Raw genomic sequence first — 24,393 nt, 5'->3', positions numbered from 1 at the left:
ACGGCCTTCCATGTGATTGCCGCACCAGTCACCCCGGCGGAGACTGCTTCGGATTGCCCGAAACAACCTCCCGGCGTCGACCTGATATGGGTTTAAAATGAAATAAAATGTTTACCAGGGCAGTTATTTTCTGCTTGTTGCTTAACGGCATCCTGATCTGCGATCTGCATGCCCAGGTAAGCGTATACGGAACTATTTATGACGAAAAGGACCTGCCTCTTCAGGGGGTATCGGTAACCAGCAAACGGCTGGGAACCGGAGTGGCTACTAATCTCTATGGAAGTTACTCGTTAAAGGTTTACCAGGGCGATACCGTGGAGTATTCCCTGCTGGGTTTCCGGAAGGAATACGTGGTTATTACCCAGAAAACTGGGACTGCCCGTCATGATATTCATTTGTATCCGGATAACCTGAGCCTGGATCAGGTCAAGGTGACCGGCCGTCGCAACAGCGTGAAGGATTCTATTGAACTTCGCATGGAATACGGGCATATCTTCAATTATAAGCCGCCCAGTGCCTGGAAATACGGAGCAATGGCGCTGAGCAGCCCGATCACTTTCCTGGGAGAACTATTTAATTTCAAAGGCCGGAAGCGCAATAAGCAATTCAGGGAAACCCTGCTTTCCTATGAACAGCAGCATTTTATAGAATCCAGGATCCCTTACCGGCTGGTCACGGAATTAACCGGGCTGGAGGGCGATGAAAGGGCCTTGTTTTATAACAAGTACCTTAGGGACTACGACTTTGTTAAATACGCCAGCCAGTATGATATTCACCAGAAGATCCTTCAATCCTTCAGGGAATACCAGGAAAGTAAAAAGCAAAAGGAATAATGCCTTTTTCGGTCAATAGAGAATTCCTCGGTTACCTGCTGATCCTGGTTGCCGGCTTCCTGGACGCGTTCCTGATCGCTCATCCCAGCCTTATCGTACGGGCAGGCTATTCTTTCCCGGAACTCACTTTTTTAACCCGCCTCTCTACGACGGTATTTTTGGTACTGGCCTTGCTGTCTTTTTTCTATATTGCTACAGGCATGCTGCTGCATAACGCTGCAGTAAAGAAACGGTTGATCCCGGGTGCGCTTGTGAAGATCCGGTTCCTGTTCCTTTTCGCCTTATTGCTGACAGGAACGGCTTTTGCGGTATTTCATTTTTCCGGGTACGCTCAGCTTGACTGGCCTTTCAAATCCGGTATTTACTTGCTGTGTATCCTGCTGCTGCTGATCCTTTTGGTCCGGTTAAGGGCGCTAAAGCGCATCCGGAAATGGCACCGGGAAATGGAAGAATAAACGCAAATGAAATGGCTATTGAATCGGTAAACCCCCTGAACGGCAAAAGAATTAAAAAGTATCCAGTCCTGAAACCGGGACAGGTAAGCAGAAAAGTGAAGGCTGCGCAGGACGCCTTCCTGAACTGGAAAGAAACGGGTTTCCCTGAGCGGTCGGCGCTCTTTAAAAAAGCCGCATCCGTTCTGGAGAAGAAAAAAGACGCGCTTGCCCGGTTGATGGCCCTCGAAATGGGGAAACCCCTGGCACAGGGCGCCTCTGAAATTGATAAATGCGCCTGGGTGTGCAAATATTACAGCGAAGAGGCCAGGGGCTTCCTCCTTCCGGAAAAGATCGCTACCGACGCGTCAAAAAGCTATGTAGCTTTCGAGCCCCTGGGCGTAGTGCTGGCCATTATGCCCTGGAACTTCCCCTTCTGGCAGGTTTTTCGTTTTGCTGCCCCTTCTCTGATGGCTGGCAATACTGGCTTGCTGAAACATGCCTCCAACGTTCCGGGCTGCGCACTGGCTATTGAAGATATATTTAAAGAAGCCGGTTTCCCGCCCGGCGTATTTCAAAGCCTGCTGATAGATTCCGGCCAGGCCGCGGCAGTGATGGAAGACGAAAGAGTAAAAGCGGTGACCCTGACCGGCAGTACCCAAGCGGGGAAGTCGGTCGCCTCCAAAGCGGGAAGCCTGCTTAAAAAAACAGTACTGGAGCTGGGCGGGAGCGATCCGTATCTTATCCTGGAAGATGCCGACCTTGAAAAGGCCGCAGAGATCTGCGTGAACGGCCGGCTGGTGAACAGCGGGCAGAGTTGTATCGCCGCCAAGCGATTTATCGTGGTCAAAGCTGTGGAAAAGCGCTTCTTAGAACTTTTCCGGAACCGGATGATGGACAAAAAGATGGGCGACCCCCTGCAGGAGGATACCGATATAGGCCCGCAGGCGCGCGAGGATTTGCGCGACCAGCTTCATGAGCAGGTACTCGAAAGCATCGTAAAAGGAGCCCGCTGCCTGCTCGGAGGCAAAAAGCCGGAAGGGAAAGGAGCCTTTTATCCTGCTACTATCCTCACTAACGTTAAAAAGGGCATGCCGGCCTATGATGAAGAACTTTTCGGCCCTGTGGCGGCGGTTATTACCGCAAAAGATGAGGACGACGCCATAAAAAAGGCCAACGACTCTTCTTTTGGCCTGGGCGCCGCGGTGTTCACCAAAGATAAAAAGCGAGGCGAGCAGCTGGCGGCTCATCGCCTGGAGGCCGGCAGCTGTTTCGTGAACGGTATCGTGCATTCAGACCCCCGCCTGCCTTTCGGCGGCATCAAGGAGTCGGGATACGGCCGGGAACTGGGAGGCTTTGGCATCCGTGAATTTGTAAATATTAAAACCGTGTATGTTACGTAGGAATTTTATTGCTGCCCGGGACCTGGAAGCCGAACTGGAACAATGGCAGGAGCGGATAGATATTATCAGGCATAAACTGAAATTTATTCGCCAGCTGCCTGGCGTAGCCTGTATTGAACAGCTAAACCCTCCCGGTACAGCCGGCGGCCGCATTCCCGCCCTGGTAGAGATTGCCGGCGGAACCGCCATTGCATCGGAGGAGAACGGACTCCTCTTTCCGCCCGATATTGTGATCCTGATGCTGCCGGGAAAAAGCATTGAAGAAAGCCTCCGCGAAATAGGCAGCCTGCTTGAACAGCCCTGGTTTGCCGAAAGCCCGGCTCTGAAAAACAATCGCATTTACGTGACGGATTGCCGTGAATATTTCCAGCTGCCCGGCCCCGGCATGATCGACAGCCTGGAGATCCTGGCGGAGATCATTAATGCCGGTGATTTTCATTTTGGCTTTGAAGGCCTGGGATGGATAAAGTTTGAGAGCGGCTCCCCTAAAAATGGATGAACTGTTCAATTTGCTGGCTGATAAAGCGCCTGGCGTCCCCTTCAAGGATGTTCCCTTCTTTGTCAAATTCATGCTGGACACGGGGGATATGGAGTTTCAGGGGAAGGATATGAAGGCCGCAATAGTGGCAGACGCCGGTAAAGTGTTCCACGCCGCGGATATTGCCGTATCGGCCCGTGGAGTGGCCCACGAGGGCGGCTTTTTTGCCCATAAAGCTTTCAGGGAACGAGCAGGCATCAATGAATACCTTGAGTACGCCCGGAAAGCTTCCGTTGTATTCGGGCAGGATAAAAATGAATTTGTCTGTGGCCGTGACTTTTTCCTGGATAGGCCGGAAGCCGGCGCTTCTTTGCCCGTATAGGTCGGTAGCGATAAGATCGGGAGGGAGGATCGTCAATGGAAGCACCTGCGTTTCGATGCCTTTTTCGCGGAGTATCCGGCCGTAATAATTTGCGAGAATTTCGGAGTTACTGGGTATCCTGTTTGTGCCGGATATTATACTGATCATGAACGCAGGTTGTTAATAAAATTCATAGCTTTGTCAACATATTTCTGTATATATTGTTTGCAGTTTGTATCTTATGCCAACGCAGTACGGTAAATATAAGCATACTCCAGAATTAAAGAATGACCAAAATAATTGCAATAGCCAATCAAAAGGGAGGAGTGGGGAAAACCACGTCGTCGATCAACCTGGCCGCGAGCCTGGCCGTCCTGGAATACAAGACATTGCTCGTGGATGCGGACCCGCAGGCGAACAGTACATCGGGGATCGGCTTTGACCCCCGCAGCGTTAAGTCAAGCATCTATGAATGTATTGTCAATGATTCAGATCCCAATGAGGCCATTTTAAGCACGAGTACGCCTAACCTTGACCTTTTCCCTGCCCATATTGACCTGGTAGGAGCGGAAATCGAAATGATCAACGCCGTAGAACGGGAATACAAGATGAAGGCCGTCCTGGAGAAGATCAAGGAACGGTATGACTTTATCATTATTGATTGTTCACCTTCCCTGGGGCTGATCACCATTAATGCTCTTACGGCTTCTGATTCAGTGGTGGTTCCTGTGCAATGCGAATATTTCGCCCTGGAAGGGCTTGGTAAATTATTGAATACCATTAAGATCGTACAAACCCGCCTGAACCCGGCCCTGCATATAGAAGGTATCCTGCTGACGATGTACGATGTCCGGCTGCGGCTGAGCAACCAGGTAATGGAAGAAGTGAAAAGCCATTTCCAGGACCTGGTCTTTGATACGATCATTCAGCGGAATACGAAATTAAGCGAAGCGCCAAGTTTCGGCGTGTCGGTGATCATGCACGATGCCGGCAGCAGGGGCGCGGCAAATTACCTGAGCCTTGCAAGGGAGATCATCAGGAAAAATAAGGTAAAGAGTGAAGCGGCCGGAGAAGAAACCAAAATCTCTAATGTTTGATCATGTGTGCGTTGAAAAGAAATGCTTTGGGAAAAGGATTAAGCGCCCTTTTGCAGGATAACGAAACCACGAACAATATCCCCGCCGGAGAGCCGGCCATATCCGGTTCCATACTCATGGTCCCGCTGGACGAAATTGAGACGAACCCTTTTCAGCCCAGGAGCGACTTTGACCAGACAGCCTTACAGGAACTGGCCGATTCCATTCGATTACAAGGAATTATCCAGCCGGTGACCGTTCGCAGAGCGGGCGAGAGAAGTTACCAGCTTATATCCGGGGAACGAAGGCTGAGGGCTTCCCGCCTGGCAGGGTTGAAAGAGATCCCGGCCTATGTACGTTCGGCGGATGATGTGGCCATGCTGGAACTGGCCCTGATTGAAAATATCCAGCGGGAAAACCTGAATGCCATAGAGATCGCTATCAGTTACCAGCGAATGATTGATGAATGCCACCTGAAGCAGGATGAGCTGGGAGACAGGGTAGGCAAGAACCGGTCTACGGTGACGAATTACCTGCGCCTGCTGAAATTACCCCCGGTCATCCAGGCGGCGATCCGTGACGAGCAGATCAGCATGGGGCATGCCCGGGCGCTGATCACCATTAACGGGGCCGATAAACAGTTGTGGGTGTACCGGCAGATCATCGAAAAGGGGTTGTCGGTGCGTAAAGTTGAAGAACTCGTCAGGGAGGTAGCTGCGGAACCGCTGAAAAAGGATAAAAAGCCGGAGCAGCAGCCCTATGAATATCGTAAAATAGCAGATGGCTTATCGTCCAGGTTCGGTACAAAAGTGCAACTGAGAATTGATGATTCAGGAAAAGGAAAGATTGAGATTCCTGTACTTTCCAGGAATGACCTGAACCGTATTCTTGATATCCTTGGCTAATTGCTGCGTCGATTGAAAACTTCCGGAAGCATACGGGGAACATGTATTATTGGTGCATCGCTCATGCTGCTGATCTGGGCTGCTCCCCGCCTTTGCGCCCAGGATATTGATACCCTTCCCGCTCCTGAAACAATACCGGCAGGCGAAATGACCGTGGATACGATCCCGGTAACTAACACCGCCGCGGCCATCGACACCACCGCTGCGCCGGAGGCATCCGCTGCGAAAAAACCCGCCAAAGACGAGCGGGAAATTGCTCTTTCTTCGGGCAAAGCCCTGCTGTATTCCGCGATCATACCTGGCGGCGGGCAATTCTATAACGGCAAATACTGGAAGATCCCCATCGTGTACGGAGGCTTTATTGCCCTGGGAATTGCTATTGAATTTAACCAGAGTTATTACAGCGAATTCGTGCGGGAACTCAACTACCGCGGTGACGGGGATCCGCTTACCGTGCCGAAGTACGACGAGGAGATCATCCCCAATTCAAGGATCATAGAAGCCAGGAATTATTACCGGCGTTACCGGGATATGTGCATTATCGGCGTAGGTGTTTTGTACGGCCTGAATATCGTAGATGCCTACGTAGATGCGGAACTTTCAAACTTTGACATCAGTGAGGACCTTACGATGAAGGTAGCGCCTTCCCTGCAGTTTGATCCTACCTTTGCCGCTGCCGGAATGGGCGTGGCGCCCGGCTTTTCCGTCAGGCTGGCCATTCGATAATAAAAAATGATAAAGACATGAAGATTGCATTACTGGGATACGGGAAAATGGGTAAGGAAGTAGAGAAAGCCGCTTTGAAGCGGGGGCATGAGATTGTGCTGAAGATAGATGTAGCGAATCCCGGCGATCTTTCGCCCGAAAACCTGTCCGGGGCGGATGCCGCGATAGAGTTTACCACCCCGCAGACAGCCCCTGAAAACATCCGGGCCTGCCTGAATGCCGGCTTGCCTGTTGTGGTGGGCACCACGGGCTGGTATGCGCATTTTGACGAACTCGCCGCCCTTTGCAGGCAGAGGGAGGGAACACTCTTCCATGCGACCAATTTCAGCATTGGCGTAGCTATTTTCTTTCATATGAACAGGATGCTTGCGGGCATCATGAACGCTCATCCGGATTATGAAGTAAGCATTGAAGAAATCCATCATACCCGAAAGCTCGACGCCCCGAGCGGCACCGCCATAACGGCGGCTGAAGCGATACTGGAGCAGATCCTGCGGAAAGAAGGCTGGGAGAATGCCGAAAAGACTTCCGGCGAAAATAAACTGCTTATCAAGTCGCTGAGGGAAGGAGATGTTCCCGGAACACATACGGTAACGTACCGCTCGGGAATTGATTCCATTGAATTGAAGCACACTGCCTTTAGCCGGGAAGGCTTTGCCAGCGGGGCGGTGGCCGCCGCCGAATGGGTTAGGGACCGGAAGGGCGTTTTTACCATGAGCGACATGCTGCGTTTTAATTAGTGGAAAACAGTATATTTACGGGCTAACATGATATCGTCTCTCAATGAACTGGAAATTCAGGACTAAACAACATACAGGTCAGGACAAGAAAGTAAGAAAACCTAAAAGCAAAACCCGCGAGTGGGTGGACGCTGTCGTTTTCGCGGTGATCGCCGCTACCATCATTCGTACCTTTTTTATTGAAGCCTATACAATTCCCACGCCTTCTATGGAGAAGTCGCTCCTGGTAGGTGATTTTCTTTTCGTAAGTAAAGTGAATTACGGCCCGCGGGTGCCGATGACGCCCCTGGCCTTTCCTTTTGCGCACCATACGATGCCCCTTACCCGGGATGCCAAGTCTTATTCCACCGCCATTCAGCTGCCGTACTATCGCCTGCCCGGTTTTGAGGACATTGAACGGCAGGACGTCGTGGTATTTAACTATCCCGCCGACCCGGAGGACCGGCCCGTGGATAAACGGGAGAATTATATCAAGCGCTGCGTAGCCATTGCCGGGGATACCCTGCAGATCATTAATGCGGAGATCTATGTAAACGGGGTAAAGCAGCCTGAACCCGAAGACATGGAATCCTCTTACATTGTCAGGACCACCGGGGAGGACTTCAACTACGACGCCCTGCGCAACCTGGGTTTGAGCAAGGATGATCTCGGGCCAAATAATTATTACCGAAACAAGAGTCTTTACTACTTTAAAAGCCTTACGGACGAACAAGCCGCCGCCTTGCGGAAATTTGGCAATGTAAACAGCATCGAACCGAATATACTGGCTAAGAACGAGCCGGAGCCGCAGGGCACGGTTTTTCCTTCCGATACCTCTCTTCACTGGAACAGGGATAATTACGGCCCCATATGGCTCCCCAAACAAGGGGCAACCGTTCCCTTAAACCTGGACAACCTTCCCTTTTATGAACGGGTGATCAGCTATTACGAAGGAAATGAACTCGAAGTAAGAGGCAGCGAGATCTACATTAACGGCGCAAAAGCCGATAGCTATACTTTTGAAATGGACTACTATTTCATGATGGGTGATAATCGCCATAATTCCCTGGATTCCCGCTACTGGGGATTCGTTCCCGAAGACCATGTAGTCGGGAAGGCGCTTTTCATCTGGATGTCCTGGGATAAAGATGAAACCTTCCTGAATAAGATTCGGTGGAACCGGTTGTTTAATGGCATAGACTAGGGCCTTGCGTTGGGTCCCGGGCCCTGGGCTGACTTCGATCTTGACCTGGGTTTGATTCTGACCCTGATCCTGGGTTTGATCTGACCCTGACCGAATCACGACCGACCCGGTTCGACCTCCGACCCCGATTCGACCTCCGGGCCTGATTTCGACTCCCCGGATCTGATTTCGACCCCCTCCCGACCCCGGGTTTTGACCCCCGGTGCGACCGCGGCTCTGGTTCCGAGGGGTATGATATTCGGCGTCGATCGCCGGCGCGGGCAATTTAGCTATATGAAAGCGCTCAGGCTATTTTTCGGGGCCCCAAAGCTGCGCTTTGCCCGAAAAATAGCCTGAGCGTTTTCATGCCGGCAAATTACCCGCGCCGGTGATCGAAGCCCGAAAGAAACTCTTACGTAAAAAATGCTTACATAAGAACAGGAGCCCGTAAGAATTTATTCTGTGGTCAGCGCCTCCGCAACCCGGTAAAAGTACTCCAGGCTTTCCTGAATTTCCGGTACGTTGTTCTCCCAGTTGTGTTCGTATTCAATGGAGTACACGCCCTTGAAATTTTGCCGCTTCATTTCGTGCATTACGGCGGAGATATTGCTGTAGCCTGTTCCCCAGGGCACATCATGTGCTTCCCGGACGCCAAATTTATTCATGTCCTTGATATGGAAGCTGATCACGCGGCCTTCGAGCAGGTGCAGGGATTCAATGGGATCCAGCCCGGAACGCACCCAGTGGCCGATATCGGCGCAGGCGCCCATAAGCGGGCTGCGGTCTTTCAGCAGGGTGGCAATGATCTGGGGATGCCAGTAGCCGGAGGGCAGGGGATGGTTATGAATGGCCAGTTTTATCTTGAATTCTTCGCAAAGTTTTTCCACCATGTCCAGCTGGTTGAAAGCAGGCTCAGAGGTAATTATCTCAATGCCCAGCTCTTTCGCGAACTCGAATATTTTTCTCCATTCGGCTTCATCGCCGCCGCTCACTACGCCGTAGCAAACCGGCTGAACACCTTTGGATTTAAGCAATTGCTTGATCTTTTGGATGGTTTCGGGGCTGGCATTGTGGCTGACCGTTGCATCGCCTGAACCGGCGTCGACTTTCTGCCCCGGGTATAACTCCACGTATTTTAAGCCCAGGGTGTTTAATTTCCCCAACGCTTCTTCAAGTGTGAAAAGGCGGAAAGTATAGGCCTGCGAGCCAATTTTCCAGCCTAATTCTTCTACCGCGGCATTCTGCGCTTTCAGCGAATGGAAAGACAGGGCCAGCGTTAAAATAAAACAAAACGTAGCAATTGCTTTTTTCATAATGAACCGGTTTAAATTATCAGGCGGGAAATTTACGTAAAATTTAGTCCAGTGCAATATTGAATTTGCGGGAAAGGTGCTTCAGGTCTTCGTAAACAGGGCGGATGACGGGGATGCCATTGATGCTTCTGTCTTGCTCGGCAGCGGTTTCCGGTTCCCCGGGAATTACGACGGGGCGGCTTTCGTCAATGGGCCGGGCATTTTTGAAGCGCTCCACCCAGTTATCCATATGCTGCTTGAAATCGTCGACCGGGCGGAAGCCATCTACCCGCATGGCTCCCAGGAAGTGCCCGATGCCTAGCCCTACCGGATCTGAAGGTGGTTCCAGGAAAGCAACAAATGGAGGAACCCAGGGCCCGTAATTGCCGCCGGACAGGACCGATGAGAGGATATCCACGGTCGCGCTCAGGCAAAATCCCTTATGGCTTCCGTGGGTAGGGTTACTCCCCAGGGGCAGCAGTGCGCCGCCTTTCCGGAGTTCGGTGGGGTCAGTGGAAGAATGGCCGTGTTTATTCTGAATCCAACCTTCGGGGATCGTTGTTTCTGTTCTTTGGGCTATTTCCAGCTTCCCGTTGGCCGCCGCCGCCGTAGCCATGTCCACTATTACCGGAGGATATTTTCCGGCGGGGAAGGCATAACAGATGGGGTTGGTGCCAAGCAGCCTTTCGGCGGAGAAAGTAGGCGATACCAGTGGGCTGGCATTGGTCATGGACATGCCGATCATGTCTTTCTCCAGCGCCATCATGGCATGGTAAGCGGCAATGCCGAAGTGGTTGGAGTTGCGGACCGAAATCCAGCCCGAACCATGTTCTTCGGCTTTTTCGATGGCTATTTTCATCGCTTTTGGGGCTACCACCAATCCAAGGCCGCTGTCACCGTCCACCGTAGCCGTGCTATGGGTTTCATGTACGATCCGAACCTTGGGATCGGGGTTGATCCGCTCTTTTTCCCAAAGCCGGACATAGCCGCTTAAACGGGCTACACCATGGGAATCGATCCCCCGCAGGTCCGATTTAAGTAATACGTCCGCCGCCTGCCGGGCATCGTCCGGAGGTACGCCAATTGCCTGAAAAATGTTTATTGTAAATGTTCTGAGAGCTTCTTCGGATAAGTTTACGTAGTCCATTCGTATTTTGAGGTTAACAGCACTACTACCTAACAGAAAGTATCTGGAATTTGTTTAGGCAGGGCTCTAACCGTTTTTTCAATTCGCTGAAAAAGGAAGGTCCGTATTTCAGGTAGAAGGGGATGAAGTTCTCATGTCTTTCCTGGAGGCCGGAATCGGGAAAAAGCTTCTGCCGCAGCCTGCTCAATTGGGCCAGCTCGGTGTCAAAGCGGCGTCTTCCGGCTTTGGATAACTTGTTTTCCAGGCCCTTGAGGGAATTAAAGAACTTGGCCTTTTCTGCTTCAGCGCTGTCTTTGAGGGTCGGATCAAGCGCGAAAGCTTTCTCGCCGATCCTATTGAAAAGTTCTTCGAAGGCTTTCTTTTCCTCCTCAAGGCTGAGTTCTTCTTCCGAATGTGACTGCACAAAGGCGTTGATCAGCTGTTGTTCCGGCTGGAACAGGCTTTCAGGCTCAATACCAAGGCTACTCATTTTCTTTCCGCTGTTCTCGTCTATCAGCAGGAGGGAGTTGCGAAGGATCAGGATGGGAAAATTTATATGGTGCGCTTCGAAAACGCTGCAAAGCTGCATCCAGTAGGCCAGTTCGCCGCCTCCTCCCACATAGGCCAGGTTGGGCAGGATCTTTTCCTGGTACACGGGCCTCATGATCACATTGGGGCTGAATTTTTCCGGGTGCCGGCTGATTTCCGTTGCCAGGTTTTCCGGTGAAAAGCTGATATCCGAATTCAAGACCTGGTATTCGCCATTTTCTAACACAATTCGTTCGCGCAGGTTTTCTTCCAGGTAAAAGAAATTTATCTCCCGCGGATGAGCCTGGGTCTTGTACCCGGTTTCTTCCAGCTGACGGTTAGTTTGGATGACTTGAGCGCTGCTTATCCCTTCCAGTATGTCCTTTTCTATGATATCGGAGAAAAGGGATTTGAGCCGCGGATCATCCCCGTCAATAATGAGCAGGCCGTAGCTTCCCAGTAATTGGTGTACAAAATAGCGCGTGGCATCTGCCAGGGTCCGGTGACCGGCATAGGCCTTTTCGAACAAAGCGGCAAGTTCTTCCGCTTGCGGCGAACTGCCCAGGATTTCTTTCAGCTGCGCGAGTACGTCCTGCATTCCGCGCGGGTCCATGCGGCCGGTAGCTCCTCCGGGCTTGGCATCCCATTTCAGTTCCTTACCGAAAAGGCTGATATGATTGATCTCAGCAAAGTCATGATCTTCGGTAGCCATCCAGAAAACAGGAATGATCCTGTTGCCCGGATTTGCTTTTTCAACCGCTTCCGCAAGGTTGATCGTGCTAATGATCTTATAGATAAAGTAAAGGGGGCCGCCGAAGATATTCAGCTGATGGCCGGTAGTCACCGTATAGGTATTCGCCAGGTTAAGGCTGCCGATCAGGGATTCCAGTTCCGGCGTGAGCAGGGACGGGCCGTATTGGGATCTTAATGCTTCCGTTAAGGCCTGCCTGTCAATACTTTCTTTTTCTTTTGCCTTTATCGCATTGCTGAATGCATCAACGGAAGGCGGATACTGGTGAAAGGGGGCCAGGGCGGGTGCGCCCTCCAGGTAATCCAGGATAAGTTTGCTGAAAAAACCGGTTTTGGAAAAGTCAAGGTTGATCGGGTCAGTGAGTTTACAATCCATAAAATGCCAGCGTTACAAGTATAAACAAACCGCCCGGGGGCGAAAAAGTTTGAAAAGTCTTGGCCTTAGTGCCGGTCAGCTGCCGGACCAGTAATCGATATACTGGTCCTGTTACAGCCTCTCCAACCCGGGATAGAGCGGAATGGTAGTGGCCGTTACCGCTTTTCCGGGCAAATGCACCAATACGCCCAGGATACGTCCGGCGGTCGCGGTATCGCTAAGTTCAAAGGCGATTCCCTTTTGAATATCGTCAGCAATAAAGAGCGTTTGATCGCCTTTCGAAATTTTCCCAAGTACCTGCAAGCCGGGATGGTTTTGCCTGACCGCTGAAAAAGTGCTTTTATCGGTAATGCCGCTCCCGGTGCTAAAAGAGGAGCCGCTCAGGGCAATTACCTGCATGGACTTTCTCATCTCCAGGTCGTTATCGCAAAGCGAGTAAATACGGAGCCGGGTCTTATCCGAATACCAGGATGAGAGATCCTTGCACATGTCAACCGCGGTGGAATCCGCCTTGCCCAATACCTGGAGCAGGGTATCCGAAGGCGCTTTCAGCCGGAGCATGCCTGCTGCTTCCCCGGCGATAACCCTGACCGGGCCGGTATTTCCGGCAAGCTTGAAATGAAGAGAATCCTGCAGCGCCTTGGCGCTGTCTTCGCGCCCGGTTAGCTCTTCCTGTGCGATCTGCGCTTCCTGCGCGGTTTGCTTCTCCTGACGGGGTGTGTTACAGGAAAGTGTGAAGAAGAAACAGCCGCTGATGATAAGAGAGGCAAGTGCGGTTTTCATAATCTTTTTCCTTAGAATTTTAACTCACCGGCCCTTTCCATGATGATCCGGAACCAGGCTGCATAAGCTTCCGGTTCGCGGCTGAGGCTGTTTGCCAGGTCGGCCGCGCGTATCCATTTTACTTCGGATATTTCTGCAGGATCCGGATATACCGGTCCGTCATACCGGCCGGTAAATACATGATCGAGTTCGTGTTCCGTGAGCCCGTTATCAAAGTCGGCGCGATAGATGAACTTAAATGCAAACTCCAGGCTGCAGTCAAATCCCAGTTCCTCCTGCAGCCGGCGGTGGGCGGCCGCAGCCGTTTCTTCCCCTTTTAACGGATGGCTGCAGCAGGCATTGGCCCACAGGCCCGCGGAATGGTATTTTTCATCCGCTCTTTTCTGCAGAAGAAGCTCGTTTTGAGTATTTACTATCAGAATGGAAAAAGCGCGATGCAAGAGGCCTTTCCGGTGGACATCGATTTTTTCGCCGAATCCGGTCACTTCGTCCTTTTCATTCACCAGGATAAGTGATTCCTCTCGCATTGCTTTTCCTGATCTTTATGTTACCTCCGCTTGCCTTTGCCTCCCTGGCTGCCCCGGGAGGAAGATTTCCAGGAGGGCTTAGCCCCATGCCGGGATGATTTGGAAGGCCTGCCGCCGCCGCTTTTATTCCCTTCGGCATAATCAACCCGGATATTCCTTCCTTTGAAGGAGCCGCTTTTCAGACCATTGTAAACCGTTTCGGCCTCGGAAGACTCCACTTCGAAGAAGGTATGGATTCCTTTCAGGTCAATGCGGCCCACCTGCTGCCCGCTGATACCGGAGTTGTCGCAAATGAAACGGAGCAGGTCACCCCGGGTAAGGTCGTCTACTGAGCCCAGATTCACAAACATGCGGGTAAAGCTGCCGCCGCCGGAAGTATGATCCCTCTCCCTGCTTTTTGAAGGTCTTTCGTCCGCCGAATTCAGATCCGGCGCATTCAGGTAATATTCCAGGAAACGATTGAATTCCAGGGAAGCAAAGCGACGTATAAGTTCCTCCTTGTCAAGGTTTTCAAATTCCTTGTAAATTCGGTTGAGGTAAGGGCCAATCTGCTCCTCGTTTACCTTTACTTCATGCACTTTATGAATGAGGGCGAATAACTGCTTTTCGCAGACGTCATAACCGCTTGGGATCTCTCCCTTTTCGAACTTCTTCCCGATGACCTTTTCGATCTGCCTGATCCTGCCGGTTTCCCGGCTGTTGATGATGGCGATGGAGACCCCTGACTTGCCGGCCCTTGCCGTCCGTCCGCTCCGGTGGGTGTAATTCTCTATATCGTCAGGCAGTGAATAATTGATCACGTGTGTGATATCGCTTACATCGATGCCCCTTGCCGCCACATCGGTTGCGATCAGCAGCTGCAGGGAGCGGTCGCGGTAACGTTTCATCACTTTGTCACGCTGCTGCTGGGACAGGTCGCCGTGCAGGGCATCGGCATTGTAGCCGTCCCGGATGAGGTGTTCGGCGATCTCCTGCGCCTCTATCTTGGTGCGGGTAAAGATGATCGCAAATATTTCAGGATTATAATCCACAATGCGTTTCAGGGCCGCGTATTTCTCGCGGGCTCTCACCACATAGTATTCGTGTTCTATGTTTACATTTCCGGTGTTTTTGCTGCCTACCGTGATCTCCACCGGGTCATCCATATAGCTGCGCGATATCCGCTTTACCTCGTTGGGCATGGTGGCAGAAAACAGCCAGGTGTTCTTGGTGTCGGGCGTATTGGACAGGATACTGTTGATATCCTCCTGGAATCCCATGTTCAGCATCTCATCGGCCTCGTCCAGGACCAGGTAACGGATATTTGAAAGATTAGTCGCGCCCCGGTTAATGATATCGAGCATTCTTCCCGGGGTAGCTACAATGATCTGGGCCCCTCTTCTGAGGTCCCGTATCTGGTTAGAAATATTAGCCCCGCCATAGACGGCAACGATATTTACCTCGCCGAGGAATTGGCTGAAGGCTTTCAGGTCGCCGGTGATCTGGAGGCATAATTCCCGCGTGGGACACAGCACCAGCCCCTGGGGAAAGCGTTCCGCAGGATCTATCAGTTGCAGCATAGGCAGCCCGAAAGCCGCGGTTTTCCCCGTACCGGTCTGGGCAAGGCCCACCAGGTCGTTATCTCCCTCAAGCAATGCCGGGATAGCCTGTTCCTGGATGGCGGTAGGAGTGACAAAGCCCATGCTTTCAATGGCTTTGAGCAAGACCTCCGAGAGGCCAAGCGATTTAAAATCTGTCATTTGAATAATTGAATACGTTTAACGCAACCTGTCGGCCGACCGAACCAGGGCTTCATCCCTGGCAATTGCCCTGCGGGCAAGCAGCGTGCAAATTATGGAGGCAGTAGGTAAAAAAGCGCTGATACCCAGCTGCCGGTTAAGAATATCTGCGTCCTGGTAAGGCTGAAGCTTTATCAGCAGCAGCGCAACCAGGCCGAAAATGAGTAAAATGATCATCCAGCATAAGCCCATCTGGCGTTTGCGGTTTCTGAAAGAGAAGATACAGAGCAGGTAGGCCGCAGCAAGAAAACCCACGAGGGCAATCGCTATAGTATAGGTTTCTGTTTTTTGTACTTTATCCCCTATGGTCTGGTAATGTCCTACTCCTTTAAGGACGTGCGTTATTTCCGTGGTCTTGCCATCAACAGGAGCGGTTGTTGTAAAACTGATAATGGGGAGGGTCAACACAAATAATACCCCCAGCAACCCGAACATCAGCCAGATAGTTTGAATACGTTGGATCATCCGCCGATTTTGATTTTGCCACAAAGATAGCAGATTTCCCGCGGAATTTCATGGCCCGGCCGAAAGCGGGTAAATTTCCGGTAAATTTTATAAATGATTCCCGGAATGATGTAAACCTGCCCGGCCTGAGCGGCGTATCTTTGCTTCAGAACTATTAAATAATTTGATCATGAAAAAAACATATGCTATTTCAGGAATGACCTGCTCCGGATGTGCCGGAGTGGTCCGGAATGTATTGTCCGGCGTAGAAGGAGTCGAAAATGTGGAAGTAAGCCTTGAAAAAAACGAGGCTGTCGTGGAAATGAACCAGGAAGTCGCCACCACGGAACTGGAAGCCGCGCTGGCAAAAACACCCTATAAGCTTTCCGGCCCCGGCAGCAGCGGTTTGTAAACTATTGTAAAAGTTTTTATCTTGGGTTAGATGACCTGCTATGGAATTTAACCCTGACCGCTACAAAGTGTTTACCTGGAAAAGCCTGACTTCGGTTCTTTGGATGCTGAACCCGCTGACTTTCTTGTTGGAATTAGGCTTGGGGCAGCGCCGGCCAGCCCTGGTGGTGACCGATAAAACCCTCAGTGGCCCCGAAACCGAAAGAACGATTGTTCCTTGCGTACACTGTGGAAAACTACATGACGCCCGGACCTGGTCCCGGCAATTTGATACCTCATTTAAAAACTGGTTTGGCCTTTACTGCAGTCACTGCGGAAAGGTCATTCCCTGTTTGATGAGTTTTTCATCCCTCATTGTCCTGACGCTCACTTTTCCCCTGTGGGATTGGTTTGAAAATCCCCTGAAAGAACGATGGATGCAGATACAGCCCGGTCGCTTCAAAGACCTTCAGTTGAAACAACGGAAGGATCCTTTCGGAGAAGAAAGATGGTTGCGGACGGGGCTGCTGGCAGGCGCTTTTGCCTTTCTGACTCATGGCTTGCTTGCCCCCTGGATAGATGGAGAGCCATATTCATGGGCAGGTATTGCGGTTGCCATTCCCATATCCGCTGTCTGCGGTCTCGGCTTCAGTTTTATGAGAGGAACTAATCATTAGTGGAACCAAAACGTATGATCGATGAATAAATCACTACTCTTTCTATGCCTGGGAGGCTGCTTAACCCTTTCTTCCGGTATTTCAGCGCAGAAAATGATCCGGAATTATGGCTTCGAATACCTGGATTCCCGTACCAACCTGGTAAGCTGGACCCCTCAGAATGCGAATAATACATATGGCTTCCAGTTGAGTGTGGATGCGGTAAAGGAAGGCAAGTGCGCCATTGCTATCGGCCTGGACCCGGCTAAAAAGGCGACGCTCGGTGAAAAGCCCGGCGCCGGGCTAATGAATACCGGCATCGGAAAAAGGGACCTGGAAGGCCATGACACCATTGCCGTTTCAGCCTACATAAAAACGATGGATCTTGAGAGCGGGACTGCTTCGGTCTGGATGGAACTCAAGGGAACCGGCCGGATCATCCAGGGTGTTAATTCGGACGCCGAAAGCCCTGCTGGCGATTCGGAGTGGACCAAATACACCATCTCACTCCCCATACACCCTGAAACCGCTTACATATCATTCGGCTGTAAGATGACCGGCTACGGAATGGCCTGGTTTGACAATTTCGAAGTTCTGCTGGATGGTGTAGCCCTGCAGTAAAGTCTGTGCATTTTGTAAGTTTTTGCAGGTTTTGTCTTCCGGATGTTTAAAAAAAGGGTTTTTTTCATGTATTTTTGACAAAAAACCACGGTGCCCAGGTATTTCGTTGAACTTTCTTACAAGGGGACAAATTACAGCGGCTGGCAGGTACAGCCGAATGCCCTGACGGTGCAGGAAGTGTTGAACGCGGCGCTTTCGCAGGTTTTGCGGCAGGACATTGCCACTACCGGGAGCGGGCGCACTGATGCAGGCGTACATGCTTTGCAGCAGTTTGCGCATTTTGATGTGGCAGGGGAGTTCCCGGAAGAAAAAACACTTGCCGGCGTAAATGCGTTGTTGCCTTTTGATATTGCCCTCCGGCGCTTTATTAAAGTACATGACGAAGCTCATGCACGATTTGACGCGGTTTTACGTTCCTACCAGTATCATATGCATTTTACAAAGGATCCTTTTCTTCAGGGGCTTAGCTGGAAAAGCCGGAAAGATTTCGACCTGGAGCGGATGAACTCTGGGGCGGAATTAATGCAGCAGCATACTGATTTTGCCAGCTTCTGTAAAAGCCATGCGGGTTCGAAAACGACCTTATGCAGGCTTAGCGAGGCCCGCTGGGAGGAAGTTTCCCCCGGCAGGGTGATATTTCATATCAGCGCGGACCGGTTCCTGAGAAATATGGTACGTGCCATCGTCGGGACGCTGCTGGACCTGGGACGGCAAAAGATCAGCCTGGATGATCTTCAGCAGATATTGGAGAAGGGAAACCGGGCAGCTGCCGGCGAATCGGTTCCGGCCGAAGGGCTGTACCTGGCCCGGGTGGCTTATGCATATATAAATTGAAAATGGCCATTACGGGAAACGCACTTGATCTGAGTTTGATAAAAAGGGTACTGCGGTACGCGCGGCCTTACCGGAAAATTTTTTTCTGGTCTATTGTGCTGACCATTACGCTGGCTGTGCTGGCGCCGCTTCGTCCCTGGATGATCGAATATACAGTTGATAAATATATTTCAGTTAATGACCTTCGCGGCCTGGAACTGATGATATTGCTGATGTTCGTAGCGCTGCTCCTGGAAGTTTTTGTGAAATACACCCACACCTTTTATACGAACGTGCTGGGTCAGTCCGTGGTGCGGGACATGCGTACCGATACCTTTAATCACATTACTTCGCTTCGTCTTAAATATTTTGACAAAACACCTATAGGCACATTGATCACCCGCAATGTCTCCGACCTTGAAACGATAGGAGATGTATTTTCCCAGGGCCTTATCATCATTATCGGCGATATCCTGCAAATCATTACCATCATGCTGGTGATGTTTTATACCGACTGGGAATTAACGCTGGTGGTCCTGGCGCCCATTCCGCTGCTTATGCTGGCCACTTATATTTTCAAGGAAGCCATTAAAGCCTCTTTCCAGCAGGTGCGAACGGAAGTAGCTCGGCTGAATGCCTTCCTGCAGGAACATATTACCGGGATGAGTGTGGTGCAGCTTTTTGCCCGCGAAAAGCAGGAAATGGCGAAATTCAAGACCATCAACGGGAGGCACCGGGACGCGCATATTCGTTCTAACCTGTATTATTCCATCTTTTTCCCGGTAGTGGAAATTGTTTCGGCGATTTCCCTGGGGCTCCTGGTATGGTATGGGGCAAAAGGAGTCCTGCAAGGGGTTACTTCTCCCGGTGTGCTGGTATCTTTTCTGCTGTACATCAGCATGTTATTCCGCCCTATCCGCGAACTTGCCGACCGTTTCAATACCCTGCAAATGGGAATGGTGAGCGCCGAGCGCATCTTTAAGGTGCTGGATACCAAAGAACAGACGCCGGATACCGGGCAGCATGCTCCTTCGCGCGTAGAGGGGGCTATCCGTTTTGATAAGGTATGGTTTGCCTATACAGATGAACAATACGTGCTGAAAGATATTTCCTTTTCGGTGAAGCCTGGCGAAACCCTTGCGCTGGTAGGGGCAACGGGAGCGGGAAAATCTTCGGTTATCAATCTTTTGAACCGTTTTTACGAGATCAACAAAGGAACGATTGAAATAGACGGAAAGAATATACGGGAATACAAACTGGAATCGCTGCGTTCTTCCATCGCGACGGTACTGCAGGACGTATTCCTGTTCTCTGATACAGTCAGCAATAATATCAGCATCCGGAACCCGGAGATTAGCCTGGAAAGGATGGCGCAGGCCGCAAGGGAGGTAGGAGCGGACAATTTTATCAGGAAGCTGCCCGGCGGTTTTGATTACAACGTGATGGAAAGAGGCGCCACCCTGTCTGCGGGGCAGGCGCAGCTGCTGTCCTTTATCCGTGCCCTGGTATACGACCCGGCCATCCTGATCCTGGACGAAGCCACCGCATCCGTTGATACCGAAACCGAAGAACTGATACAAAATGCCATTCTCCGCCTTATGGAGGGCCGTACTTCCATAGTAATTGCGCACCGGCTATCCACTATTCAGCATGCCGATAAGATCATTGTACTTGACCGGGGCGAGATCATCGAACAAGGCACCCACCAGGAATTACTAAAACTCAATGGCAGTTATAAACGGCTTTATGACCTGCAGTTCAATAGTTCCGGGGTAGGATCGCCGGCCGGTTCCCTTCGAGTTCCGTCCGGGAAACAGTAGCGCTGCGGTGTGGGCTGGATTAAGTCATAAGAGGGCTCGTTTTGCGTAATTTTTTTCGAAAATGTCGAAAAACTTCTTTATGTTCGAAACCTAAACGCTAAATCTATACCTCACATGTCAGAGAAACTCAAAGGATACACATACCAGATTACGGTTATCGGTATTTTGTTTTTTGTTTTAGGATTTGTTACCTGGTTGAATTCTATCCTCATCCCTTACCTGCGCATTGCATGTGAGTTGACGAATTTTGAATCTTACCTGGTAACGTTCGCCTCTTATATCGCCTACTTTTTTATGGCAATACCTTCTTCCTGGATACTCAAACGAACAGGGTTGGTTAACGGGATGGCGCTGGCATTGCTGGTTATCGGTATAGGCGCCCTGCTGTTTATTCCTGCAGCTATGTCCAGGGCATACATCATATTTTTACTCGGATTGTTTGTGATGGGTACCGGCATGGCTATTCTGCAAACAGCCGTAAACCCCTATGCTACTATTCTCGGACCGGTGGAAAGCGCCGCTAAAAGGATCAGCATCATGGGCGTTTGTAACAAAGTCGCCGGGATGTTAAGCCCCCTTATTTTAGGCGCGGTAGTCTTTAAGAACCTGGCGAGTGAAGATGAAGTGAATGCGCAGCTGGCGCAGATGGCTTTGGATCACCGAGAGGCATTTTTGAGCGACCTTGCCATGCGGGTGATCGCGCCGGCGATCGTGCTGGCCGTGGTGATGCTGGGCCTCGCGCTGTTGGTAAAGGTTTCCCGCCTGCCTGAAGTGGAGCTGGATGAAGAAGTTCAGCCCGAAGAAGGCGCGGCGCCGCGGCAGCAGAAGACCAGCGTACTCCAGTTTCCTTTCCTGGTGCTGGGTGTGTTTACGATCTTCTTTTATGTCGGCGTAGAGGTCATGGCCGTGGATACTATCGCCTCCTATGGTTCCTATTTCGGGTTTGACCTGGGTACGACCAAAGTATTCCCCACGTATGTGCTGATCTGCATGGTGATCGGTTATTTTATCGGCATTATCACCATTCCGAAATACCTGAAACAAGATAAGGCCCTGGCCATATTTTCCGTGATGGGAATGCTTTTCCTACTGGCCGCCCTTTTTACTACCGGGTTCACTTCTATCGTGTTCATTGCCCTGCTGGGACTGGCACATTCCATTATGTGGCCGGCCATATGGCCGCTTGCCCTTGAAGGCCTGGGCCGTTTTACCAAGATCGGGTCCGCTTTGCTTATTATGGGTATTGCCGGCGGCGCGATCATTCCCCCCATTTATGGCAAGCTGGCTGATGTGGTTAATCCTCAGCACGCCTATTGGGTCATGATCCCCTGCTATCTCTTTATCTTGTTTTTTGCAGTAAAAGGGCATAAGATCGGGCGTCAGCAGCATGGGTAAACCCGAATTTGATGACATTTATATGAACCTGGCGGTCGACCTGGCCCGCCGGTCGCATTGTGTAAAGGCCCAGGTCGGCGCGGTACTGACCCGCGACACGCGTATTATTTCCATTGGCTATAACGGGCCGCCCTCTGGAACGCATAATTGCGATGAAGAATGGCCGGAAACCGGCTGCGCCCGGGATTCAAAGGGAAGCTGCTCCCTGGCCCTGCATGCGGAAGAAAATGCTATCATCTATGCGGTCAGGAATGGTGTAAGCCTGGAAGGGACGACACTTTATACCACTTTATCGCCCTGCCTGTCCTGCGCGCGGCTGATCTATTCGTCCGGTGTCAGGAAAATGATCTACAAGCATTCTTATGCGGCATACAAAGGGCTTCCCCTGGATGAAGGCATTGAATTTTTAAGGAAATTCGGAGTAGATGTTTTCCAGTATAATTAAGGTTCTCGGTATTTTTCTGCTGTTGTTCCAGTCCCTGCCGGGCTGTGATAAAGAAGGAGAACTGCAGCGTGTCCACTTCAACGGCCAGGCCCAGGGCACAACCTACCACGTTACCTACCTTAGCCGGGAAGGACTGAATTATCAAAAAGACATGGAGCTGATCCTGGAGAAGATTGACAGCTCCCTTTCCCTTTACCGCCCCGCTTCGCTTATCAACCGGTTCAATGAGAGTCAAACAGGTGTGATCATGGACCGGTATTTCAAAGAAGTCGTCAAAAAAGGGCAGGAAGTAAGCCGCCGGAGCAGCGGGGCATTTGATATGACGGTAAAGCCCCTGGTAGACGCATGGGGCTTCGGCGAAGAGCGTCATGCAGTCGTCCCCGATTCTTCGGAAATAAAGGAATTACTGCAGCTGGTGGATTACCGTCTGCTGGAAATAAAGGGCGACAGCCTGGTTAAAAAGCATCCGGACGTCCGCATTGATGCGAACGGGATTGCCCAGGGATATACGCTGGATGTACTCGCGGAATTCCTGGAAAAGAGGAAGATCAGCAATTACCTGGTTGAGCTTGGAGGAGAAATACGCGTCCGGGGAGTGAATGAGCAGGGCAGGCAATGGCGGATAGCGATCGAGGCGCCGCCCGGTAAGGAGGGAGGAAACGCCCCGCAAAGCAAGCTAATCAGCGTTTCCGGCAAAGGCTTGTCTACCTCAGGCAACTACCGGCGATTTTTTGAATCGGGCGGAAAGCATTATGCACATACGATTGATCCCCGCAGCGGCTTTCCCTCGCAAAGCGGAGTTGTCAGCGTGACTGTCTTGGCCCCCGATTGCATTACCGCTGACGCCTGGGACAATGTGCTGATGGTACTTGGGGTACGGGCTTCTATGGAAAAGCTCAAAAGCAATAAGCGGTTGGAAGCCTTTTTTGTTTATTACGACAAAAATGGCCGGTTAGCAGACACTTCCACCGCAGGATTTAAAGAATTTTACCTGCAATAACATCTTTCTATTCTTTGAACACACTTGTCGTAATTTTATTACAAAAAATTACTCGACTTATTACACTTTTTCAAACTCTTAGCGGGTAATTTTGATGCATTAATCTCAAATCACATTGAAATTATAATGCACGATACATATGAACACACATTACGGCGAAACAATTGAACGTACAATTAGGAGAAATGGTTACAGTATCAGTGAACTAGCCCGTACCCTTAACGTAAACCGAAGAACGATCTACAACTGGTTCCTTCAAAGAAACTTAAAGGCGGAAATTATTTACCGGGTAGGATGCGCCCTGCGTCATGACTTTTCCGCGGAATTTCCCCATTTGTTTACCCCCGAAGATTTTAAGCTTTCAGGAACAGGATTAAGGGAAGCCCGCAGCCCCTATGCGGCGCTCTCGGAAGACGCGACGGTTGCACAAAATCTCGGCCATTGGAAAAACAAGTACATTTCTTTGCTTGAAGAGTATAATAGTATGCTGTTGAACCAGGTTGGCAAGTCCGATCCTTCGCTTCTGCACGACCTTCATTCTTAAAGAGTTACATTTTCTGGCTCTTCCCTGGAATTTTACCCGTTACTTATGGAATGATATTTGCAAAAAGAGGGACATGGGCTATCCTCTTTACATCTTATCATTGTTATTGTTGATCGCCGGGACGGTCATTTTTTTTCAACATCGAAGGCTGAAGAAATTAAACGGGCAGTTTGCACCAAAGGAAAAACTTGCGGATGCATCTATGCCGGAACCTACGTTCAAAGGAGAGCAGGATGATTTCCGGATAAAGCTGATTTCGATCCTTGCACATGATTTCCGGGGAGCGTTCATGAACATTATCTCCCTGATGGATTTCTATAAGAAAGGCCAGGTGCCTCCTGAACGCTTTGACATGCTTTTCTCGGAGTTGAAATCTACCTCGCAGAATAACCTGCGGTCCTTTGAAAATACGCTGAAGTGGGTAAAAACCAGGTTGAAAGGGTATACCTACAAAGCAGTAGCCATCAATGCTTCCGAAGCGTTGCAGGAATCAATCAAAAATAATATTTCGGAAATTAAAAGGAAAAAAATATCTTTAACTATTAAAGGCGATGAAGAGGGTTGCATTATATACGCCGATCCTCAGCTGCTTGGCTTTGTGTTAAATAACCTTCTGAACAACGCCGTTAAATATTCTTATCCGGGTACTGTAATAGAATGCATCATAGAGAGTGGCGGGGATAGACCGGATAAAATGGTCAAAGTGCAAATAGTTGACTACGGTGTTGGAATGGATACAGAAACAAGGGATGCGATCTTCTGCCATGAAAAAACAATTTACACGGGAACCGCCGGGGAGAAGGGCGCCGGTATTGCGCTCCTGATCTGTAAGGATTTTGTAGATATCCAGCAGGGAACACTTGAGATCGCATCGGAGCCGGGAAACGGCTCGGTGTTCACGCTGACCATTCCAGGGGAAACAGGCAAAACGGCAACGGTGTTCTGCAATAGCGAACCTGGTTCTTATTATTCCTGAATGTTATAAGTTAA

At 50.7% G+C, this 24,393-nt stretch carries 27 protein-coding genes; 19 read left to right on the top strand and 8 right to left on the bottom strand.

The features are described from left to right. Window positions 1-107: 107 nt before the first annotated feature. The 4 genes from FRZ59_RS17720 to FRZ59_RS17705 are packed head-to-tail and all read left to right on the top strand — an operon-like array spanning window position 108 to window position 3,166. Window positions 108-833, top strand: coding sequence for a carboxypeptidase-like regulatory domain-containing protein (locus FRZ59_RS17720; RefSeq protein WP_132129775.1), 726 nt, complete (start codon window positions 108-110; stop codon window positions 831-833). Continuing rightward, window positions 833-1,288: a hypothetical protein gene (locus FRZ59_RS17715; RefSeq protein ID WP_132129774.1), complete on the top strand. Its 456-nt coding sequence runs from the start codon at window positions 833-835 to the stop codon at window positions 1,286-1,288. The genes FRZ59_RS17720 and FRZ59_RS17715 overlap by 1 nt, the downstream gene beginning before the upstream one ends. Beyond that, window positions 1,264-2,667: an NAD-dependent succinate-semialdehyde dehydrogenase gene (locus tag FRZ59_RS17710; RefSeq protein WP_225975108.1), complete on the top strand. Its 1,404-nt coding sequence runs from the start codon at window positions 1,264-1,266 to the stop codon at window positions 2,665-2,667. Before FRZ59_RS17715 ends, FRZ59_RS17710 begins: the two co-directional genes overlap by 25 nt. Then, a complete protein-coding gene (locus FRZ59_RS17705) occupies window positions 2,657-3,166 on the top strand; it encodes an ABC transporter substrate-binding protein (protein WP_132129772.1) in 510 nt (169 codons plus the stop codon). Before FRZ59_RS17710 ends, FRZ59_RS17705 begins: the two co-directional genes overlap by 11 nt. Here the strand turns inward: FRZ59_RS17705 and FRZ59_RS17700 are convergent. Beyond that, complete coding sequence (locus FRZ59_RS17700; protein WP_132129771.1) at window positions 3,153-3,674, bottom strand: NADPH-dependent FMN reductase; 522 nt, start codon at window positions 3,672-3,674, stop codon at window positions 3,153-3,155. The two genes, FRZ59_RS17705 and FRZ59_RS17700, sit on opposite strands and share 14 nt — an antisense overlap. Before the next feature lie 119 nt (window positions 3,675-3,793). Here FRZ59_RS17700 and FRZ59_RS17695 point away from each other — a divergent pair, with 119 nt between their 5' ends. From FRZ59_RS17695 to lepB, 5 genes are read left to right on the top strand one after another with little or no spacing between them, the layout of a single operon-like run. Continuing rightward, window positions 3,794-4,603 carry a ParA family protein gene (locus tag FRZ59_RS17695; RefSeq protein ID WP_132129770.1) on the top strand — a complete coding sequence of 270 codons (810 nt, stop codon included), beginning with the start codon at window positions 3,794-3,796 and terminating at the stop codon, window positions 4,601-4,603. A 2-nt stretch (window positions 4,604-4,605) separates the two neighbouring features. Further along, window positions 4,606-5,487, top strand: a complete 882-nt coding sequence (locus FRZ59_RS17690) for a ParB/RepB/Spo0J family partition protein (protein WP_132129769.1) — start codon at window positions 4,606-4,608, stop codon at window positions 5,485-5,487. 12 nt (window positions 5,488-5,499) lie between these two features. Further along, complete coding sequence (locus tag FRZ59_RS17685) at window positions 5,500-6,213, top strand: DUF5683 domain-containing protein (protein ID WP_132129768.1); 714 nt, start codon at window positions 5,500-5,502, stop codon at window positions 6,211-6,213. 17 nt (window positions 6,214-6,230) lie between these two features. Next, a complete protein-coding gene (gene dapB / locus FRZ59_RS17680) occupies window positions 6,231-6,953 on the top strand; it encodes a 4-hydroxy-tetrahydrodipicolinate reductase (protein WP_132129767.1) in 723 nt (240 codons plus the stop codon). A 43-nt stretch (window positions 6,954-6,996) separates the two neighbouring features. Further along, window positions 6,997-8,136, top strand: coding sequence for a signal peptidase I (gene lepB, locus FRZ59_RS17675; RefSeq protein WP_132129766.1), 1,140 nt, complete (start codon window positions 6,997-6,999; stop codon window positions 8,134-8,136). Window positions 8,137-8,570: 434 nt separating this feature from the next. Here the strand turns inward: lepB and FRZ59_RS17670 are convergent, their stop codons facing one another. The 7 genes from FRZ59_RS17670 to FRZ59_RS17640 all read right to left on the bottom strand — a co-directional run bounded on the left by FRZ59_RS17670 (window position 8,571) and on the right by FRZ59_RS17640 (window position 15,740). After that, a complete protein-coding gene (locus FRZ59_RS17670) occupies window positions 8,571-9,428 on the bottom strand; it encodes a sugar phosphate isomerase/epimerase family protein (RefSeq protein ID WP_132129765.1) in 858 nt (285 codons plus the stop codon). Window positions 9,429-9,471: 43 nt separating this feature from the next. Next, window positions 9,472-10,554, bottom strand: coding sequence for an Ldh family oxidoreductase (locus FRZ59_RS17665; protein WP_132129764.1), 1,083 nt, complete (start codon window positions 10,552-10,554; stop codon window positions 9,472-9,474). Between the two features lie 25 nt (window positions 10,555-10,579). Further along, the gene (bshC, locus tag FRZ59_RS17660; RefSeq protein ID WP_132129763.1) at window positions 10,580-12,187 is read right to left on the bottom strand and encodes a bacillithiol biosynthesis cysteine-adding enzyme BshC; all 1,608 of its coding nucleotides are present in this window, start codon (window positions 12,185-12,187) and stop codon (window positions 10,580-10,582) included. Window positions 12,188-12,298: 111 nt separating this feature from the next. Next, entirely contained in the window at window positions 12,299-12,970 is a 672-nt protein-coding gene (locus FRZ59_RS17655) for a hypothetical protein (protein WP_132129762.1), read from the bottom strand. 11 nt (window positions 12,971-12,981) lie between these two features. After that, on the bottom strand, window positions 12,982-13,497 hold the full coding sequence (gene idi, locus FRZ59_RS17650) for an isopentenyl-diphosphate Delta-isomerase (RefSeq protein ID WP_132129761.1): 516 nt from the start codon (window positions 13,495-13,497) through the stop codon (window positions 12,982-12,984). A gap of 20 nt (window positions 13,498-13,517) precedes the next feature. Beyond that, entirely contained in the window at window positions 13,518-15,236 is a 1,719-nt protein-coding gene (locus FRZ59_RS17645) for a DEAD/DEAH box helicase (protein WP_132129760.1), read from the bottom strand. Between the two features lie 18 nt (window positions 15,237-15,254). Beyond that, window positions 15,255-15,740, bottom strand: a complete 486-nt coding sequence (locus FRZ59_RS17640) for a DUF4293 domain-containing protein (protein WP_132129759.1) — start codon at window positions 15,738-15,740, stop codon at window positions 15,255-15,257. A gap of 169 nt (window positions 15,741-15,909) precedes the next feature. Between FRZ59_RS17640 and FRZ59_RS17635 the strand changes: the two genes are divergently transcribed. The 10 genes from FRZ59_RS17635 (at window position 15,910) to FRZ59_RS17590 (ending at window position 24,379) form a co-directional block, all read left to right on the top strand. Further along, window positions 15,910-16,131: a heavy-metal-associated domain-containing protein gene (locus FRZ59_RS17635; RefSeq protein WP_132129758.1), complete on the top strand. Its 222-nt coding sequence runs from the start codon at window positions 15,910-15,912 to the stop codon at window positions 16,129-16,131. 40 nt (window positions 16,132-16,171) lie between these two features. Beyond that, on the top strand, window positions 16,172-16,786 hold the full coding sequence (locus FRZ59_RS17630) for a hypothetical protein (RefSeq protein ID WP_132129757.1): 615 nt from the start codon (window positions 16,172-16,174) through the stop codon (window positions 16,784-16,786). A gap of 21 nt (window positions 16,787-16,807) precedes the next feature. Then, window positions 16,808-17,386: a hypothetical protein gene (locus tag FRZ59_RS17625; protein WP_132129756.1), complete on the top strand. Its 579-nt coding sequence runs from the start codon at window positions 16,808-16,810 to the stop codon at window positions 17,384-17,386. 90 nt (window positions 17,387-17,476) lie between these two features. Next, window positions 17,477-18,220: a tRNA pseudouridine(38-40) synthase TruA gene (gene truA, locus FRZ59_RS17620; protein ID WP_132129755.1), complete on the top strand. Its 744-nt coding sequence runs from the start codon at window positions 17,477-17,479 to the stop codon at window positions 18,218-18,220. A 2-nt stretch (window positions 18,221-18,222) separates the two neighbouring features. Beyond that, entirely contained in the window at window positions 18,223-20,019 is a 1,797-nt protein-coding gene (locus tag FRZ59_RS17615; RefSeq protein WP_132129754.1) for an ABC transporter ATP-binding protein, read from the top strand. Between the two features lie 114 nt (window positions 20,020-20,133). Beyond that, entirely contained in the window at window positions 20,134-21,414 is a 1,281-nt protein-coding gene (locus tag FRZ59_RS17610; protein ID WP_132129753.1) for a sugar MFS transporter, read from the top strand. Continuing rightward, complete coding sequence (locus tag FRZ59_RS17605; RefSeq protein WP_132129752.1) at window positions 21,407-21,859, top strand: deoxycytidylate deaminase; 453 nt, start codon at window positions 21,407-21,409, stop codon at window positions 21,857-21,859. Before FRZ59_RS17610 ends, FRZ59_RS17605 begins: the two co-directional genes overlap by 8 nt. Continuing rightward, window positions 21,840-22,859, top strand: coding sequence for an FAD:protein FMN transferase (locus tag FRZ59_RS17600; protein WP_132129751.1), 1,020 nt, complete (start codon window positions 21,840-21,842; stop codon window positions 22,857-22,859). The genes FRZ59_RS17605 and FRZ59_RS17600 overlap by 20 nt, the downstream gene beginning before the upstream one ends. Before the next feature lie 139 nt (window positions 22,860-22,998). Then, the gene (locus tag FRZ59_RS17595) at window positions 22,999-23,403 is read left to right on the top strand and encodes a helix-turn-helix domain-containing protein (protein WP_132129750.1); all 405 of its coding nucleotides are present in this window, start codon (window positions 22,999-23,001) and stop codon (window positions 23,401-23,403) included. 202 nt (window positions 23,404-23,605) lie between these two features. Next, a complete protein-coding gene (locus FRZ59_RS17590) occupies window positions 23,606-24,379 on the top strand; it encodes a sensor histidine kinase (protein WP_158640667.1) in 774 nt (257 codons plus the stop codon). Window positions 24,380-24,393 lie beyond the last annotated feature (14 nt).

The sequence above is a fragment of the Anseongella ginsenosidimutans genome (assembly GCF_008033235.1).
GTDB lineage: Bacteria > Bacteroidota > Bacteroidia > Sphingobacteriales > Sphingobacteriaceae > Anseongella > Anseongella ginsenosidimutans.
The sequence above is the reverse complement of the archived record's forward strand: the minus strand, read 5'-3'. Positions and strand labels throughout refer to the sequence as shown.